Origin of the sequence: Nitrospira sp. SG-bin1, from assembly GCA_002083365.1 — a bacterium.
Classification (GTDB): domain Bacteria; phylum Nitrospirota; class Nitrospiria; order Nitrospirales; family Nitrospiraceae; genus Nitrospira_D.
In genome coordinates this window covers 1-16,796 of sequence record LVWS01000033.1, presented here as the reverse complement: position 1 = coordinate 16,796, position 16,796 = coordinate 1, and the positions used below count along the sequence as shown (strand labels likewise).

Below are 16,796 nucleotides of genomic sequence, written 5' to 3'. Positions count from 1 at the left end.
CAAGGAAGTGCCACTGTGCTGAGATGGGCTCCACAGGAGGGGGCCATGACACGGAAACGGCACACGGAGGAACAGATCATTGCGGTGCTCAAGGATGCGCAGGGGGGGATTGGAATTCCAGAGCTCTGCCGCAAGCACGGCATCTCGGACGCCACGTTTTATAAGTGGCGGACGAAATATGCTGGGCTCGAAGTCAACGATGTGAAGAAGCTCCGCCAGCTGGAAGATGAAAACCGGCGGCTGAAACAGATGGTGGCGGAGCAAGCGCTGAAAGCCATCAACGCAAAAAACTGGTAGGGCCCAAGGCCAAGCGAGCGGCGGCTCAGTGGAGCACCGAGCGCTTTGGGCTCAGTCAGCGACGGGTATGCCGCCTCCTGACCCTTGATCGGAACACGCTCCGGTATCGCAGTCGACGCCAGGAGGATGCGGCGCTGCGGGTCCGGATTCGGGAGATTGCCGAGCAGAAGCGGCGGTATGGCTGTCCTCGGATCTACGTGCGGTTGCGGCGAGAGGGCTGGCGCGTGAATCATAAGAAAGTGGAACGGATTTACTATCGGGACGAAAGGCTGTCGTTACAGCGGCGCCGCCGCAAGAAGGCGACAGCCGTCCCGCGCATGGCACTCCCTCGCCCAACGCAGCCAGGACGCTGTTATGCCCTTGATTTTGTGCATGATCGCTTGGTGACCGGGCGACGGTACAAATGTTTGACGATGACCGATCCGTGTTCCAAGGAGGTGCCGGTGATTGAGGTGGATGTGTCGATCGGCGGAGCCCGGGTCTGTCGGATTCTCGATCGGGTGTTCCTCACTCGCCCGCTGCCAGAGATACTGATCCTGGATAACGGCCCCGAATTCACGGGGACGGCACTGGATGCATGGGCGGTGCAACATGGCGTGCATCTGCACTTTATTCAACCAGGGAAGCCGGTGCAGAACGCCTTTATCGAGAGCTTCAATGGCAAGTTTCGGGACGAATGTTTAAACGAACACTGGTTTGTGACCCTGCAGGAAGCGCAGCTCGTCATTGAAGCCTGGCGGCGGGAATATAACGAAGAGCGCACACACAGTGGGATCGGTGATATGACACCACACGAGTTCATGCTTAACCATCAAAACGGGGCTCAGCTCACACAGGAGCTAACTTCTTCAGCTTTGGTGTAATAAATGGGGGAAGGTCAGTGACATAGTCACTAATCCATCGACCTTTTCGTGAATTGCCAATGCGCACAATGCCTTCTCATGAGTTGCAGTTGGATTATCCTTTAACAACTCTGCACGTGGATCGTTTTCACCAAGACGGGTAGGTACATACGCTCCCGACTGGATTCTGTCAGAAACAACTTCAAATAAAGGTTCTTGTAAACCTCTTTTCTCTGACGTCAGCAGTTGAATATGTATCAATGGGTTGAGCAATCTCAGATCAAGAATGAATTGGAGAATCTCGGATTGGAGAGGAGCGGAAAACAGGTTCAGGCAGTTGGGATCGATAAGGAGTCTGAAATCCCGCTTTGGGTAGAGTTGCCAGAGATGAGGACGCAAACCGTCTCTTATTAACATTGCTGCCACAACTTATTCTGGAGGTCTGTCCAGCTCTTCCATAGCATTCATGTCCATCATGTTTGCCCTAGAAGCGGGCGTGACGTTCCAGAATTGAATAGACACGGGAATCGAACTGTCTGCATACCAGACCCTATCGAGGCCACTTGGCAGACAGTCCGGATACAATTCTTCGACTGTTTTTATCATCCTCCCTCGGCTCATGTTAGCGATATCTTCATTCTCTATCAGAAGAATCAGCAAGTTGCAGCAGTCCCTGTACCTTGCGAGCTTTCGCGCCTTTCGGTCTATCTGCGATTCGAGCCGCTGAGGGAAATCTGATTCTTCCTCCAGACTACGTGCGAAAAATAGACCATGGCTGCCAGATACAGACTTCTGTACAGCTTCTGTACAGTGAGGGGGAAAGGAACTCCCTCAATGCTAATGTTATGTTTAGACTCATCGGCTGGCAATTGAGGAACGTTATCAAGGATCCATCTTCGTAGGCGATCTCGAATCTCGTCCCAGCGTATTCCTGTTGGCACTGCACCGAAAGGAGTGATCACACGTAGGTGAGAATGGATTTGTCCTTTTAACTCTTGCTCCAAATAACCAATCGCTTGTAGGAATCGCTCGTCATGCAGTCGCTGATTAGGAAGGTAATCGGTGCTTGTGTGTTCGATGGCAACGCGTTTGTCCCCGCTTTCAGCTATAGCATCAATATCGGTTGTGCGTGTGTTGTTCTTATCCGGCCATTCGACTATTCGAAGACCAGGATATAACCTTGCAGCAAGATAGGTCACAAAGGCTTTGACGATTAGGTCTTCAGGTCTCGGACAAGCCGGTCCATTCATTGGCTACCACAATTGTGGCCAATATGATCTCTTCTTCGTCGACGCCAGGATAGAGTTCATTCGTTCCAGAGTGGCGGGCTGTTATCCCCTGTCTTGACGAGCATTACCCCAACAAGACTAGTTGCCTTTCGCAATCTATTGGCAAGCCTTAACTAGGTTCCAGTCCTATTTGGCAAGATCGGAAGGGTGTTCGATGCCACACTTTTCAAATAAAGCAGCGTAGAAGGGAATTAACACTTCTGCAGGCGCTTGCCCGTCGTTGTACACCCCTTCAACTTCTATGTTGTCGCTTACACAAACCGGAGCTTCTCCCCCTATGTTTACAAAGCCAGACATTTGTGGCACCACCAGCTTACGACCTTTGACTCCCGTAATCCCCGCAATCCAGTGGTAGGGTGGGAGTACACCTAGGGCCTTTATGAATTGCGCATACCCAGACAAACGTTTATTGAAATACTTCTGAATGAAAGGGATCCAGTCGCTATTTCTTGCGAGGACTTCTGTATCGATGGTCCAGATTTCCCCAGTATCAAAAGCAAACACTATACTTGACGCTTCTCTTCGCTTTTGTTGCTCGTCAATCTGTCCTGAAGAGTCGAATGCCCCCCATCCATCTTCAGCTCGCAGAAAACTATAGCCCTTACTTTCCACGAGAGGGAGAAGGTTGAGGGTGTTACCGGCGATCGCCACTTCTTTAAGCTCGCGAGGGGTCCATTTCCTTCCAGGAGGGGAAAAAGGCATAATCCGCAGCCACATCGCAGGACCTGGTCTTAAATACACTTTCAAGGACCTGTGCGAATGACCGTCGCCATATCCGAGCTCCTCATTTGCATTTCTGAATCGAGCAGGTCCGTCTTTGGGGACGGCTTTAGGGAATATGGGTATCGGCTGGGCAGGAGGTGGTGATATCGTTGCGAGGCTAGCCCTGATAGCTCCCTTCAAGCTGGCAACTAATTTTCGCCTTGCGGCGGATTTGTGCTCGGCTGAAGCATTCTCCTGTAATGTGAAGCATGTTGGCCATCGAACGTGAGCAAGATCAAAAGGAAGTGTTTCTGCAGAAGGCTCGCCGTATGCGTCATTCATAACTGAGATGACCCGGGAATGGCCTAAGGACTTTAAGGCCCATCCATACTCTATGAGCACATTTGGATTCGGTGTCGGCCTTCCATCTACTCGCTTGGCAGTGAACGTCACATCTGCAACGAAGACGGCCGCGGTATCGATTTTTTTAAATATGGTTTCGGCTATAGGCGGCTGACCTGCCTCACCTTGTGTATCACTGTCCACCACTAGCTCGTCGCGCAAAGCTTCATCGATGCAGGATTCCCCCGCAAGAGCTTTCCTTAAAAAGTTCCTCCCAATTCCAGTTGGTGTATCCCCCTGCCAGGAAAAGAAAATTGAATTTTTCACGGTTGAAAATATTAAAACCTATTTCAAAATAGCGAGATGGCAATTCTTACTCGCAGCTTCACCTGATTCTACCTGGTGACATATCGCATAAAAGCGGTCCTGAAAGGCCTCAATTGCTTTTGGCATGGGCAACGGATCTTTTTGGTAGGTCGAGCCTAATCTCCTCGTATTTGTCTCTGAGCATCGTTATAAAATTATCACCACTAACAAGTTTTTCTATATCCTGAGATGAAACGACTATGATTACGATTCCACGATCTTGAAATACTTTAAGCAACTCCCTGGTCGCGGCTGTTGTATGTGCTTCGCCAGTGATTCCCAGCTTTGAAAACAAAAGACCAAACTTGCATTTGGCTGACTCTAGAACTCTTGCGAGCTTTGCAAGAGTGGTGAAATCTGCTGGCTTAGACCAGTCTTTGCATTCGCAGATCAAATAGCGGCCTAAGTCGGACCTAAAATCAACATCTTGACCTTCTAGGGCACCAACGACGTCATATTGGGTGGACTGGCTGCGCACATTCATCTTGGCTCGGCACCCGGGAATAGTACTCAGTAGATAATGAGCGAGCCATTCTAGGGATCGTCCCGGTTGGGATTTCAACCTTGTTTGAAGGACTCGAACATATCGTATATTGAGGAAGTATAGAAAAGACTCAGCTAAAGAGCGCTGTTCGATCATCCACGCATCGCCAAGCTGTTGCAGGATCCATTCAGGGAAAAGGCCCATGACACGGTTTCTCTTGTAAAGTCCCCAAATGTGGTCTGCGTAGTTGATCAGTTCATTGTGAGAAAGACCAAAACTCCAGACTAACTGTTGGTAGGCTCCAGACAGATGAGCCCTGAAGTTCCCCTTATCTCTAATAGAATCTTCACACAATGCTAACATCATGTACCGCTTCGCTAGAACTGGCCGCTGAGCTAATGAGTGACATCTGCTTAACCAGAACAACGACGTGCCTTTAGGTACATGGCAGTGATGCTTCTCTTGATAGTCCAACAAGCGATAATACAACTCATAGAACACAGGGATCGCTTCATGAACACGTCCTTGATTCAGAAAATAAAGTCCGAAAAGCTCCCAGACTCTTTGCAAATCTTTCTTGTTATCAAGAAGCGCCGTAGGTCCGATGAGCTTTGGCAATTCTGTAGCTAGTTCGGCAGCTCCTTCCATCTTAGTAAGGCGACCCAAGAGGGCCGCTACCTTGCCTTTAGCCTTTTGCTTAAGCTCATCAAGAATAATATTCTGTTGTGGTGTCATATCCGTTCTCTCAACTAAGGGCCGTTGGCCTCCAGAGGAATCGGCCAAGAGATAATTGCGTTTATCACAATTTGGCGGTCTTTTATCACAAAGGCCCCTTGACTTTCGCCTTTTCGGTCGAAAATCAGCGGGCCTTTGCTGTGACAACTTGTGATAGACGGCGTCTAAATCATAGACTCTATCGATTCAATAGAATCCATAGAACCGTCATAAGTAAATGAATTTACAAATGAAGGGGGAAACCGCTGACCGATCAAACCCTTGTGAAATTGGCCCTGAATGGCCTCTTAATCAGCGGGCCGTATGTGAGCCAAAACCGCAGAACCGGCCACTCCTTTTATTGGCAGTAACCAGATTTTGGCCATGTCTTGTAGGAAAGTCTCCATCGAAATCTCGACGGCCGATAACCCGAACTGTTGCAGCCGATGTGGTGAGAGTTTTGGGAGACTGTCCAATGGCTGTCCAATGGAGGTTCATTGGACAGCGAGTAATTTGTAAGTGATTGAAAAGTGGTGAGCCGGCTGGGACTCGAACCCAGGGCCCTCGCCTTAAAAGGGCGATGCTCTACCGACTGAGCTACCGGCTCACAATCAGGATGTTGAAAAAGACTTCCCGCTCCGTTCTCGCATCGGTGAAAATTCACGCATCTCTCTTTTACAAGATACTGGGCGCTCACCGACTCGCCCGGCGCGCACAAACGTGGCGCTCTGTCTTTATCGCGCCGTGCGCCTCATTATTCTCCGCGTCGCGGACCTTGCCTGAAGGCCTTTTTGAACATCCTGAATATTTAAACTCATTGGTTACTCGTGAAGCGACTGGGATGAAACCAGCCGAAGACAGCGCGCATCATAGCATTGACGAATGACCGAAGACCATGGACTATTTTTCAGGAGCGTTTGGGGCGTCGGCGAGAGCAGTCCAAGGGATTGCGCAGCATGATCGTCTCCACACGCTTGGACCCCGTCGAGATCATATCGATTCGGCACTGGGCCAACTCTTCGATGCGGGCCAGGTAACGTTTCGCTTCAACCGGGAGTCGGGCATAGCTGGTCGTTGCGGTCGTCGCCGCGCTCCACCCTTTCATCCGTTGATAGACCGGCACACAGTTCGTCAACGCGTCGAGATCCGCCGGCATCGTTTTATACAGGGTGCCATCATGTCTGTAGCCGGTACAGAGCTTCAGCTCCTTGCAGCCGTCGAGCACATCGAGTTTGGTCAGTGCCAGCGAGGTAAGCCCGTTCACCACCGTCGCATGACGAACCACGACCGCGTCAAACCAGCCGCAACGCCTGGCACGTCCGGTCGTCGAACCAAATTCCCGACCTCTTTCCTGCAGCCCTAGTCCCACTTCATCGGTCAGTTCCGTGGGAAATGGTCCGCTGCCGACTCTGGTGCTGTACGCCTTGGCGATGCCCATGACCGCGTCGATCATCGTCGGGCCGACACCAGTCCCCGTACAGGCTCCGCCGGCTGCCGCGCTGGACGATGTCACATAGGGATAGGTGCCGAAATCCACATCCAGATTCGTGCCTTGAGCTCCTTCGAAGATGACGATTTTGTTCTTTTCTATCGCGCGATTCAGCAACACCGTGGTGTCGGTAATGTGCGTCTTCAGTCGGTCGGCATACCCTAAATATTGCTCGAAGACTTTGTCGACCTGAAAGGTCTCGACCTTGTACAGTCGCTCCAAGAACCAATTCATCTCGACAAGATTCTCTTCGAGTTTTTTCTTGAACAAGGGCGGATTCAGCAGGTCGCCCATAAGAATGCCGACCCGTGCCATCTTATCGGCATACGAAGGCCCGATCCCCCGTCCGGTCGTCCCGATTTTCCGCGACCCTTTCGATTGCTCCGACGCCCGGTCGATCGCCTTATGATAAGGGAGGATCAGGTGGGCCCGCTGACTGATGGCGAAGTTCTTGCCGATCGGGATGCCCTTGGTCTGGAGCTGATCCATTTCTTCGATTAACGCGCCGGGATCGACGACGACTCCGTTTCCAATGACACAGGTCGTCCCCCGGTACAAAATCCCCGACGGAATGAGATGGAAAATATAGGTTCCCCGTTCATTGATGACGGTATGGCCGGCATTGGAGCCGCCTTGATAGCGCACGACGATGTCCGCGCCCCGGGCCAAGATATCGACGATCTTCCCCTTGCCTTCATCACCCCACTGCGCACCGATTATGACGAGATTACCCATCGTTGAGGATGTCCCACAGCGGTGTCGGCACGAAAAAATGGCTCTGCCCCTATTGGGAGATCAGAGCCAAGGGGCTTCATGGTAGGTGTAGCCTATTCTTTTGTCAAGTTGGTCGTTGAGATACTTCGTATCCGAAGCTTTGTTGGCGTCCTGATGGCGGAGAAGGAACAACTGGTCGGTTGACTGGCTCGGAGCTGCGTGTTAGCATGCCTACTGTTGTTTCAACGCCTTAATTTTCCATATCAATTTCGATTTCCGAATCTCCAAGAGTGGGGCTGTGGCGCAGTTGGGAGCGCGCGTGAATGGCATTCACGAGGTCGCCGGTTCAATCCCGGCCAGCTCCACCAAACCTCGCTTGCGCGTGCCGGCCGCTCTTTTGAGGTTTATCGTAATCGTTGCGGCCGGATGAACACCACAAGTGATTCAGGGTTTTAGATACCGCACATCGTGTGTACCGTCGGCTAATTTGAGATTTCGTTATTGAGCCGACGGATAAAACCCACAAGTGTCTTACAGTTTTAGATAGCCGTTTGAGCCGGCGGCTTTTTTGAGTAGTATCGTAACTATTGCCGCCGGATAAATCCCACAAGTGTCTTGGTTGTATGGAAACGCGTGCCGGCCGTTCTTTTTAAGGTTTATCGTAATCGTTGCGGCGGGATAAAACCTCAAGTGTCTTAGGATTCTAAAATGTTTGTTGTGTTTAATTTCCTCAAGCTGCCTCGCCTCCCAACCTGCTAGCCATTCATTTCGATCGAGTGCATCTCAGTCGATCTCGTTATTCAATTTCAGACGGAAGGTTTGTGCCCATGCTCCAAATAGAATCCATCAGCAAGCAATATTCCACGAAGGTGCTGTTGAGCGAAGCCTCCGCGCATCTTCGCCCCAATTCACGAGTCGGCCTCGTCGGCCCCAACGGCGCCGGGAAGACCACGCTCTTCCGCATGATCCTTGGTGAAGAGTCACCGGACAAGGGCTCGATCCGCAAACGGCCCAGGCTTCGGATCGGCTACCTCCCCCAGGAACTGGAAACCATCACCGGCAAGACCGCCCTCGATGCCGCCCACCGGGATGAATACCCTGAACACGAAGCCAAGCGCATTCTCATGGGACTGGGGTTTACGGAGAGTGATTTTCATCGTCCCGTAGAGAAACTGTCCGGAGGCTACCGGATGCGGGTGGCGCTGGCGCATCTGCTCTTATCGAACCCCGATGTCTTGATGCTCGACGAACCGACCAACCATCTGGATAAACCCACTCAACGGTGGTTTGAACAGTTCTTGCTCCAATCCGGCATGACGCTCCTGATCATCAGCCACGACACCGCCTTTCTGGACCGCGTCGTGACGCACATTTGGGAACTGCGGCACCATACGATCGAGGAGTACCGTGGAAATTACTCGCTGTTCCAAGAATTGAAAGCCGAAAAAGACGCCCAATTGCAGGCCTCCGCCTCTCGCCAGGCCAAGGAAATCGCGCGGGTTCAAAAGTTCGTCGACCGGTTCCGCTATCAGGCCAATAAGGCCAGTCAGGTACAATCGCGTCTCAAACAGCTCGAGAAAGTCAAGCGCATTGAAATCCAGCGGGACCCGAAGCGGGTCAAATTTCGGTTTCCCCTTCCGTCGGTCAGCGGCCGCCAGGTCTTGGACCTCGCCGGAGCGAGTAAACGCTATGGCGAGAAGGTGGTCTACAAGACGCTCGATTTCTCGGTGGAGCGAGGCCAGCGCGTCGCGCTCGTCGGTGAAAACGGGGCAGGAAAGAGTACGCTGTTGAAGATGCTCGCCGGTGTGCTTCCTCCCGATACCGGCACCAGAACCGTGGGCCATGGCGTGACCTTACACTACTTTGCCCAGCACCAGGCCGAGACCTTGAACCCGGAACATTCGATTCTCGAATCGCTCGAAGAAGTCACCAAACATGCGGAAATGAATTTTCTACGCGGGATCGCTGGTGCCTTCTTGTTTTCCGGCCAGGATCAAAAAAAACCGATTAAGGCGTTGAGCGGAGGTGAGCGGAACCGGGTCGCCCTGGCCCGCATGCTGGTCGAACCCGCCAATACCCTGCTGCTCGACGAGCCGACGAACCATTTGGATCCGGCCTCCGTGGATGTGCTCACTGACGCCTTGGCGGAATTTCCCGGCACGATCATTTTCATTTCCCATGACCCGACGTTTCTGGCTCGCATTGCCACCCGGATCGTCGAAATCGAAGAGGGACAAGCCCGCAATTACATCGGCGACTATGAGTACTATCTGTGGAAGAAGGCCCAGGAGTTTGAATCGATCAAGGAAACGAGCGAGGAACTCACGAAGCCGTCACAACCCGCCTCTTCCGCTCCTACGCGGGCGATGGCACAACAGGTTCAGCCGAAACTACGCGGTGGAGAGCGACGAGACCTGACCAAGACACAGGCTCGCTTGGAAAAGCAGGTGTCGCGAGCCGAAGGGGACATTACCGAGGCGGAGACCAAGATCAAGGCCCGTGAAGCGGAATTGGCCGATCCCAAGCTCTACGAAGATTTCGGCAGGTGGAACGTTCTGCACGAAGAACAAGAAGGGTGGAAACGCGATCTCGAGCGCCTGACCGCTCGTTGGGAATCGTTGTCGGCGGAACTGGAAAACGTGAAGCAACAACTCGTGTCCATGGGGTAGGAACTCTCCGCACCATGGCGTGACGCAATGGTTGTCGATGGACCGTGTAACGACGTGGCCGCTTAGAGTGTTAGGGGGAGGCTTTGAGGGTTTCTTCGAGATAGTAGTACAGCCAACGGTTCTTCTCTTTGGTCACCAATTCATCCCAGACGACTCCGATCAAAAACCCTTTCTTTTCCCATGGCTTGACCCAGGCGACCGTCCCGTCGAGCCGTTCCTGTTGTTCCGCTCCGTCGGAATCGAGAAAGGCGAGGGAAACAGTGACTTTCTCGTTTGAAGGGAAACGATCTTTGGTGTGAAGCCCGGCTCCGATCTTGTTAACATTATCCAAGACCGCGGTGCAGGCACGCCCGCCGCTTTTCGGCGACACCAAGGCGGAGCCGACCAAGGTTGCCCGGACGAATTTCCTCCGTTCACTCAAGGCCGCCACGCCGGCGGACGTTTTTCCTTCTCCTCTCTTCATTACTCTAAGTATAACCGATTAGACAAGAATGTAAACGAGGACAATCGGCCCTATTCCAGAGACTTTGGGCGGTAGTACCGTCGATCTTGGAGCGGAGGAGGAAGGTGTGTTTGCTCTCTTCGCGCCGACGGGTCGTCGTGGACGTACCGGTAGTCGGCTCCGTAGCCGAGGTCTCTCATGAAAGGAGTCACCGCGTTCCGCAGATGGAGGGGAACCCCAAGATTGCCATGCGCTCGTACGTCCCTGAGCGCTTCCAAGAGGCCGACATAGGACGCATTGTCTTTGGGTCGTGATGCCAGGTACGTGGTGCCCTGAGCCAGATTGATCTGTGCCTCCGGAAGTCCCACGAATTGGACAGCCTGTGCGACCGCGGTGGCCACGAGGAGCGCCACCGCATCGGCATTGCCGATATCCTCGGAGGCGAAAATCACCATCCGCCTGGCGATAAATTTCGGATCTTCGCCGGCGTCCAGCATGCGCGCCAACCAGTAGAGCGCTCCATTGGCATCGGAGTCGCGAAGGCTCTTAATGTAAGCCGAGATCACGTTGTAGTGTTCTTCGCCCGCTTTATCGTACCGCAGCGCCTTCTTACCCAACGCCGCTTCGAGCGTCGCTTCATCAATGACCCTTGTCCCATCAGCTTCAGCCGGCGCTTGCATCACCACAAATTCCAACGATGTGAGCAGCGCCCGCGCATCACCATTGGCGAATGCGATCAGCCGGTGCTTGGCCTCCGAGGAAACGTGCGCCTTCCATCCTCCCAGTCCCCGTTCCACGTCGGTGAGCGCACGATCAAGAATCTGACCCAACGCTTCCGCCCCCAGCGGCTTGAGTACGACAATCAACGACCGTGACAGCAAGGGACTGATGATCTCAAACGAGGGATTCTCCGTCGTCGCGCCGACCAGAACAACGGTGCCTCGTTCGACATGGGGAAGAAAGGCATCTTGCTGTGCCTTGTTGAAGCGGTGAATTTCATCCACAAACAAGATGGTCCGTTGCCCATTGATCGATCGGCGTTGCTCGGCAGCCTTGATGATGGTGCGTAACTCGGGCACGCCGCTCGTCACAGCCGAGAATGGAACAAAGTGTCCGCTCGTATGCCGGGCGATCAGATGAGCCAGCGTCGTTTTCCCCGAACCGGGCGGCCCCCAGAAGATCACGGACGAAAGCTGATCGGTCTCGATGGCCCGCCGTAGTGGTCGATCCGGCGCGGTGATGTCGTCCTGCCCCACGAAATCCGTGAACGTGCGTGGGCGCATCCGCTCTGCGAGCGGGGCCCCGACCGTGCGAGGGCCGTCGAGAGGTGTGAACAGATCAGGAGCCTGATCGGGAAAGTTGTCCATCTCACTCCTTTGAATGGCAGGATTGTATACGCCGCGTCGTATGTGCGCAAACGGCCTCTTGACCATGCCGGCCGCCGGTGGTACGAACACCGCAATCAACGGAGCTGCCCGTGCAGGCTCAAATCAACGGCATCACGCTCGCGTTCAACGATCATGGAACCGGTCTTCCGCTGGTCTTCCTCCATGCCTTTCCGCTCAACCGGACCATGTGGCGCGAGCAGGAAGAAGCGCTTTCATCGCAGTTCCGTGTCATTACGATTGACCTGCGCGGGCATGGGGAATCCGACGCACCGCTGTGGTGTTATACCCTCGAGCAAGCCGCTGATGACGTGATCGGCCTGCTCAATCACTTGTCAATCCGACAGGCCGTCTTCATCGGGCTTTCCATGGGCGGCTATATCCTGTTTGCGCTCCATCGAAAGTACACGGGCCGCATAAAGGGATTGGTGCTCGCCGACACAAGAGCGCAGGCAGACACCGCGGAAGGGAAAGCAGCACGGTTTCAGATGGCGCAGATCGCCTACAAGAATGGACCATCGGCTGTCGCCGACATCATGATCCCAAAATTACTGAGTCCCGGAACGATCCAGGCGAGGCCGGAGCTGGTTCAGCGTGTGCGCACGATGATCGAGGGCAACCAAGTCACCGGCATTGCGGGAGATCTCATGGCGATGGCTGAACGACCCGATTCCGTTCCGTTCTTGAAGCAGATCACGTGTCCCACCCAAATCATCGTCGGCGAATTGGACCTTCCCACTCCGCCGACAGACGCCACACTCATGGCCGACCAGATCCCCGGGGCACGATCGGTTGTCATTCCGGCTGCCGCCCATCTCACGAACCTGGAGCAGTCCGAAAGGTTCAATGACGCCGTCCGGGCCTTTGTGCGGAATGTGGCGAGCGAAACAGGACGCTAGACGATCACCGAGAAATCAGTCCGAATCACCGACGTTGCCCCGACGGATCAACTTCAAAAACTCCACGCGTGTCTGCGATTGACTGCGGAACGCTCCCAGCATGGAACTTGTGACCGCGACGGTGTTTTGTTTTTCGACTCCGCGCATCATCATGCAGAGATGCCGAGCTTCGACGACGACTCCGACGCCGTGCGCGTTCAACTTGGTGCTCAGCGTTTCGGCGATTTGAACCGTCAATCGTTCCTGTACTTGTAGCCGTCGAGCGAAGGTATCGACGATTCGAGGAATTTTGCTGAGGCCGACGACTTTCTTATTCGGCAGGTAGCCGACATGGACTCTTCCGAAAAACGGGAGCAGATGGTGCTCGCACATACTGAAGAAGTCGATGTCTTTGACGATGACCATCTCGTCGTATTCGATCGGAAACAGCGCTCCGTTCAACAAATGGTCGATATCGCGTTGATAGCCCTGCGTCATAAAGGCCAATGCCTTGGCCACGCGCTCCGGTGTTTTCAGCAAGCCGTTGCGACCGGGTTTTTCACCCAGGGCGAGCAACATTTCCGTCACCAGCGACTGGAGCACCCGCAGGTCTGCGGGCTTTCCCGTTCCGCCGGTATCTTCCACCGCTTCTCGTCCTTTCTCCTTTTTTCGTTGCTCGCTCACGCCATCCTCTCGTTTCAGGTAACGCCCGCATATTCGAAATAGTTGTCTCTTGTCTCGATGACCCCGACTTTCTGCAGACTGTCGGCGGGCAGGAACGGCGCCAAGATGTCCCAGATCACTTTGACCAGATTCTCCCCGGTGGTCGTCAACGCAGCGAATGCCGGATCACCGTTGAGATCGCGATGATCGAAGCGTTCGACGATGTTCTCACTGACGATGCGGTCAAGACGGTCCACGTCGCCCATTCCCTGTATCGCTCCGTTCCTGATCGTCACCAGCACCACGTAGTTATGCCCATGACCGTTCGGGTTATTACACTTTCCGAACGCGGCCCAATTCTCCTCCGGCGAGAGCTGATCCGTGTGGAGCCTGTGGGCGGCGCAAAACCGGTAGCGCCTCGTCACATATGTCCGTGGCATTCGTTTGCGTGTCTCTTGTGGATGGTAAAACAGCAAGGACCGCTCGAGCCTGAGCGGTCCTTGCCCGAAGGGTCTCTAGTCGGCGCTCCAACGCGATCCGGTGGCTCTTATGCGCTAAATGAGCTGCCGCAGCCGCATGTAGTTTTGGCCTGGGGATTCTTGATCGAAAAACCCGAACCCTGGACGCTGTCCACGTAGTCAACTTCCGCGCCCTGCAGCAAAGGGGCACTCTGAGAATCCATGATGAGTTTCACTTCGCCCTTTTCAATGACCGTATCATCTTCGGCCATCTTGGATTCAAAAGCCATTCCGTACTGATAACCGTGGCACCCACCGCCACGAACATATACTCGCAGCCCCACCACATCCTTTTCTTCGGCCATTAATTCCTTGATTTTCTGTTCCGCCACGGGCGTAATGGTAACCATCGTTGTCCTCCTCTATGGATCGATCCGGCCCGCATCAACGGGCCAGAGTGTTAGTCTAACATCTCTCTCTCGAATATCAACCCCATGCCTCCGTCGTCGCGGTCGTCGGATTCTCCCACTTGGCCTCCGGCACACGCACGACGACGTCTCCCAAGACACGCGCCTGGCACGCCAGGCGATGCCACGGCTCCGTCAGCGCTTCCCGATCCAGCAGGTCCTGCTCGTCAAAATCGATTTCCGAGAGGTGGTCATGCCCCGATTGTACCTCCACGCGGCAGGTCGTGCAGGAGGCGTTTCCTCCGCAGTCGTGATTCAACCGGAAGCCCACTTCTTTCGCGGCGTCTAGAAGGGAAATGTTCTCTTCCACGTCCCCGCTCCGCCCGTTCGAATGCAGAAAGGTCACTCGCGGCATGACTTCTCCTACGAATGAGCCCCCATCCCGGCCGGTGCTTCCTGATAGGGACACCGCTGCAACCGGATATGATCCTCGTATTCGTGACGGAACAACTTCAGGCTGCTTTGCACCAAGACCGAGGCACCGGTCACGAGGGTGCAGTACCCGGTCCCTTTGACGAATCCACACAGCTGCAGCATGCTGTCCAGGTCTTTTTGAGTGCCTTGTCCCGCTTCAATCTTCGCCATCAGCACGGCGAGATTGTTGGTTCCCATTCGACAGGGAGGGCATTGCCCGCAACTTTCGTTCTTGAAAAAATTGGAAAAGTGCAGAGTCTTAGCCACCATGCAGGTCGCATCGTCGACGACGATCACACCGGCCGAACCCAACCCTGTCCCGGCTTTCTTCAACGAATCGAAGTCCATGGGCAAATCGAGCTGATCCGCCGTCACCATGGAAAACGCCGGGCCGCCGGGAAAGACCGCCTTGATCGTGCGGCCGTTGGGCACCCCTCCGCCGCATTGCTCGATCAGGTCTCTGATCGTCACTCCCATCGGCATTTCGTACACACCGGGACGATTGACCGCTCCACTGAGTGAAAACATCATGGTGCCTGGGCACTTTTCGGTCCCGGTTTGAATGAACCACCCCGCACCTTTAGAGAGAATCCGCGGTATGTTGCACAACGTCTCAACATTATTGACCAGAGTCGGCTTGCCGTAGAGGCCGAAGTCGGTCGGATAGAACGGTGGTTTCTGCCGTGGCATTGCCGGACGTCCCTGCATCGACTCCAGCATGGCCGTCTCTTCACCGGCGACGTAGCTGCCATGGCCTTCAAACACTTCCAGTTCTATATCGAAGCCGCTGTCCAACACATTCTTGCCGATCAGCCCCCGTTCTTTCGCTTGAGCCAACGCTTTCTTCAGATTCTGTCGTTCTTCATGGTACTCATGGTTCACATAGATGAAGGAGGCTTTTGCCTGTACCGTGTGAGACGCGATGAGACAGCCTTCGATCAGCTGATGCGGCAGCGTTTTCAACAGATGACGATCTTTAAACGTTCCCGGCTCATGTTCGCCGGCATTGCAGACGAAATAGCGCTCTTTCACGCGGTGGTTCAAGACCTTGTCCCATTTGATTCCCGTCGGAAACCCTGCTCCACCCCGCCCTCGTAGGCCGGACTTCTTCAGCTCGTCGATCACTTCAGTCGCCTTCAGTTCTTTCACGCAACGCGTCCAGGCTTTATAGCCACCCACTTTGAGGTACCCTTCAATCTCCCAAGGAGCACCTTCCATCTGTTGCACAAGGCGTGGTTCTGCAGTCGTAGGCATAGGCATACCGCTTACGTCCTCAACACGGACTTCGTACTATACGGCTCCGCCTCTTCATCCGTCAAGGCGACTTGGCTAAATAGGCCTGAATCTCAATCAGTTAGGACTAGGTGACCTACCCTGATACTGGGTATAGAGGCGCAAGAGAGGCAACTAAACCGAGCTACTGCCACAAACTGTTCGCCGGTAAAGGGAACTTACCGGCGAACAGCCCAAACTTTTAACGAAAATGGCTGCCGGCTCCCATGAAGAACAACATAGGAATCGACAACATGAAATTGACGCGCGACGCCAGTAAGGCAGTCCGTCCCCATTGGGCCATCTCAGGCGGTGCAGGAGTTCCTTGCGCCGCCGCGGTGACGGCGGCAATAATCTTCTTCTGGTTCGGCCAAATAATGCCATGGACATTGCCCATCATGATGATGCCGAGCAGCCCGCCGATCGCCAAGGCGACAGCGCCCGTGCCGCCCTTGTGGTACATGTGGCCATACAGCAAGACGCCGGCCAGCACGGTGACCGTCGCCCCGTGCCGGAACCAGTTGAGCGCAGCCGGCATGAGCTTGGGGATCACGATGTTCTTGGTAGGCCCGTCCAGGCTTTTCAGGAACGCGGCATTGATCAAATTGAAGAAATACAAGAGCCCAATCCACGTGATGCCGGCCAGGAAGTGTATCCAGCGAAGGATCATGTTGGCCCACTCCGCTTCACCCGCGCCAATACCCGTTAAACCCAAATATATAACGATCAACACGATGGTGAGCGCAAATCCTACTCCCATCGTCTGCATCGGATCTTCAAGAAATTTCATAACTCCCCTCTCCTTCGAACGGTTGACTGCCTAATCCGATTTCTGTACGACAGCCTTTCTCCGAATGTCAAGCCGTCGCGACCTGTGGTGATGTCAAGCCGCGTGTGTAAATTGACGAA

16 protein-coding genes and 2 tRNA genes are annotated in these 16,796 nt (G+C 54.1%); 5 read left to right on the top strand and 13 right to left on the bottom strand.

What is annotated here, in order from left to right; genetic code table 11:
* The first annotated feature begins 45 nt into the window (after positions 1 to 45).
* Positions 46 to 297 (top strand): transposase, encoded by a 252-nt coding sequence (locus A4E19_04460; protein OQW32621.1) that lies wholly within the window; start codon positions 46 to 48, stop codon positions 295 to 297.
* Positions 298 to 374: 77 nt separating this feature from the next.
* A complete protein-coding gene (locus A4E19_04455; GenBank protein OQW32620.1) occupies positions 375 to 1,160 on the top strand; it encodes a hypothetical protein in 786 nt (261 codons plus the stop codon).
* Positions 1,161 to 1,843: 683 nt separating this feature from the next.
* On the opposite strand, the gene A4E19_04450 is transcribed toward A4E19_04455, so the two are convergent.
* From A4E19_04450 to A4E19_04430, 5 genes are all read right to left on the bottom strand, one after another.
* Positions 1,844 to 2,389, bottom strand: coding sequence for a hypothetical protein (locus A4E19_04450; protein OQW32619.1), 546 nt, complete (start codon positions 2,387 to 2,389; stop codon positions 1,844 to 1,846).
* Positions 2,390 to 2,554: 165 nt separating this feature from the next.
* Positions 2,555 to 3,694 carry a hypothetical protein gene (locus tag A4E19_04445; GenBank protein OQW32618.1) on the bottom strand — a complete coding sequence of 380 codons (1,140 nt, stop codon included), beginning with the start codon at positions 3,692 to 3,694 and terminating at the stop codon, positions 2,555 to 2,557.
* A gap of 214 nt (positions 3,695 to 3,908) precedes the next feature.
* Entirely contained in the window at positions 3,909 to 5,057 is a 1,149-nt protein-coding gene (locus A4E19_04440) for a hypothetical protein (GenBank protein OQW32617.1), read from the bottom strand.
* Between the two features lie 510 nt (positions 5,058 to 5,567).
* Positions 5,568 to 5,643 (bottom strand) — tRNA-Lys (locus A4E19_04435).
* A 300-nt stretch (positions 5,644 to 5,943) separates the two neighbouring features.
* On the bottom strand, positions 5,944 to 7,260 hold the full coding sequence (locus A4E19_04430) for an adenylosuccinate synthase (GenBank protein OQW32616.1): 1,317 nt from the start codon (positions 7,258 to 7,260) through the stop codon (positions 5,944 to 5,946).
* 271 nt (positions 7,261 to 7,531) lie between these two features.
* On the opposite strand from A4E19_04430, the gene A4E19_04425 reads away from it, so the two are divergent.
* Positions 7,532 to 7,607, top strand: a tRNA-Ala gene (locus tag A4E19_04425).
* A gap of 459 nt (positions 7,608 to 8,066) precedes the next feature.
* Positions 8,067 to 9,908, top strand: coding sequence for a hypothetical protein (locus tag A4E19_04420; GenBank protein OQW32615.1), 1,842 nt, complete (start codon positions 8,067 to 8,069; stop codon positions 9,906 to 9,908).
* A 70-nt stretch (positions 9,909 to 9,978) separates the two neighbouring features.
* On the opposite strand, the gene A4E19_04415 is transcribed toward A4E19_04420, so the two are convergent.
* Positions 9,979 to 10,371, bottom strand: a complete 393-nt coding sequence (locus tag A4E19_04415; GenBank protein ID OQW32614.1) for a hypothetical protein — start codon at positions 10,369 to 10,371, stop codon at positions 9,979 to 9,981.
* A gap of 50 nt (positions 10,372 to 10,421) precedes the next feature.
* On the bottom strand, positions 10,422 to 11,687 hold the full coding sequence (locus A4E19_04410; protein ID OQW33171.1) for an AAA family ATPase: 1,266 nt from the start codon (positions 11,685 to 11,687) through the stop codon (positions 10,422 to 10,424).
* Positions 11,688 to 11,827: 140 nt separating this feature from the next.
* Between A4E19_04410 and A4E19_04405 the strand changes: the two genes are divergently transcribed.
* Positions 11,828 to 12,634, top strand: a complete 807-nt coding sequence (locus A4E19_04405) for a hypothetical protein (protein OQW32613.1) — start codon at positions 11,828 to 11,830, stop codon at positions 12,632 to 12,634.
* 15 nt (positions 12,635 to 12,649) lie between these two features.
* Here the strand turns inward: A4E19_04405 and A4E19_04400 are convergent, their stop codons facing one another.
* The 6 genes from A4E19_04400 to A4E19_04375 all read right to left on the bottom strand — a co-directional run bounded on the left by A4E19_04400 (position 12,650) and on the right by A4E19_04375 (position 16,557).
* Entirely contained in the window at positions 12,650 to 13,258 is a 609-nt protein-coding gene (locus tag A4E19_04400) for a GTP cyclohydrolase I FolE (protein OQW33170.1), read from the bottom strand.
* 53 nt (positions 13,259 to 13,311) lie between these two features.
* Entirely contained in the window at positions 13,312 to 13,701 is a 390-nt protein-coding gene (locus A4E19_04395) for a hypothetical protein (protein OQW33169.1), read from the bottom strand.
* Positions 13,702 to 13,823: 122 nt separating this feature from the next.
* Entirely contained in the window at positions 13,824 to 14,144 is a 321-nt protein-coding gene (locus A4E19_04390) for a hypothetical protein (GenBank protein ID OQW32612.1), read from the bottom strand.
* A 76-nt stretch (positions 14,145 to 14,220) separates the two neighbouring features.
* Positions 14,221 to 14,556 (bottom strand): ferredoxin, encoded by a 336-nt coding sequence (locus A4E19_04385; protein ID OQW32611.1) that lies wholly within the window; start codon positions 14,554 to 14,556, stop codon positions 14,221 to 14,223.
* Between the two features lie 8 nt (positions 14,557 to 14,564).
* Positions 14,565 to 15,869, bottom strand: coding sequence for a hypothetical protein (locus A4E19_04380; GenBank protein OQW32610.1), 1,305 nt, complete (start codon positions 15,867 to 15,869; stop codon positions 14,565 to 14,567).
* Between the two features lie 220 nt (positions 15,870 to 16,089).
* Entirely contained in the window at positions 16,090 to 16,557 is a 468-nt protein-coding gene (locus tag A4E19_04375) for a hypothetical protein (protein ID OQW33168.1), read from the bottom strand.
* Positions 16,558 to 16,796 lie beyond the last annotated feature (239 nt).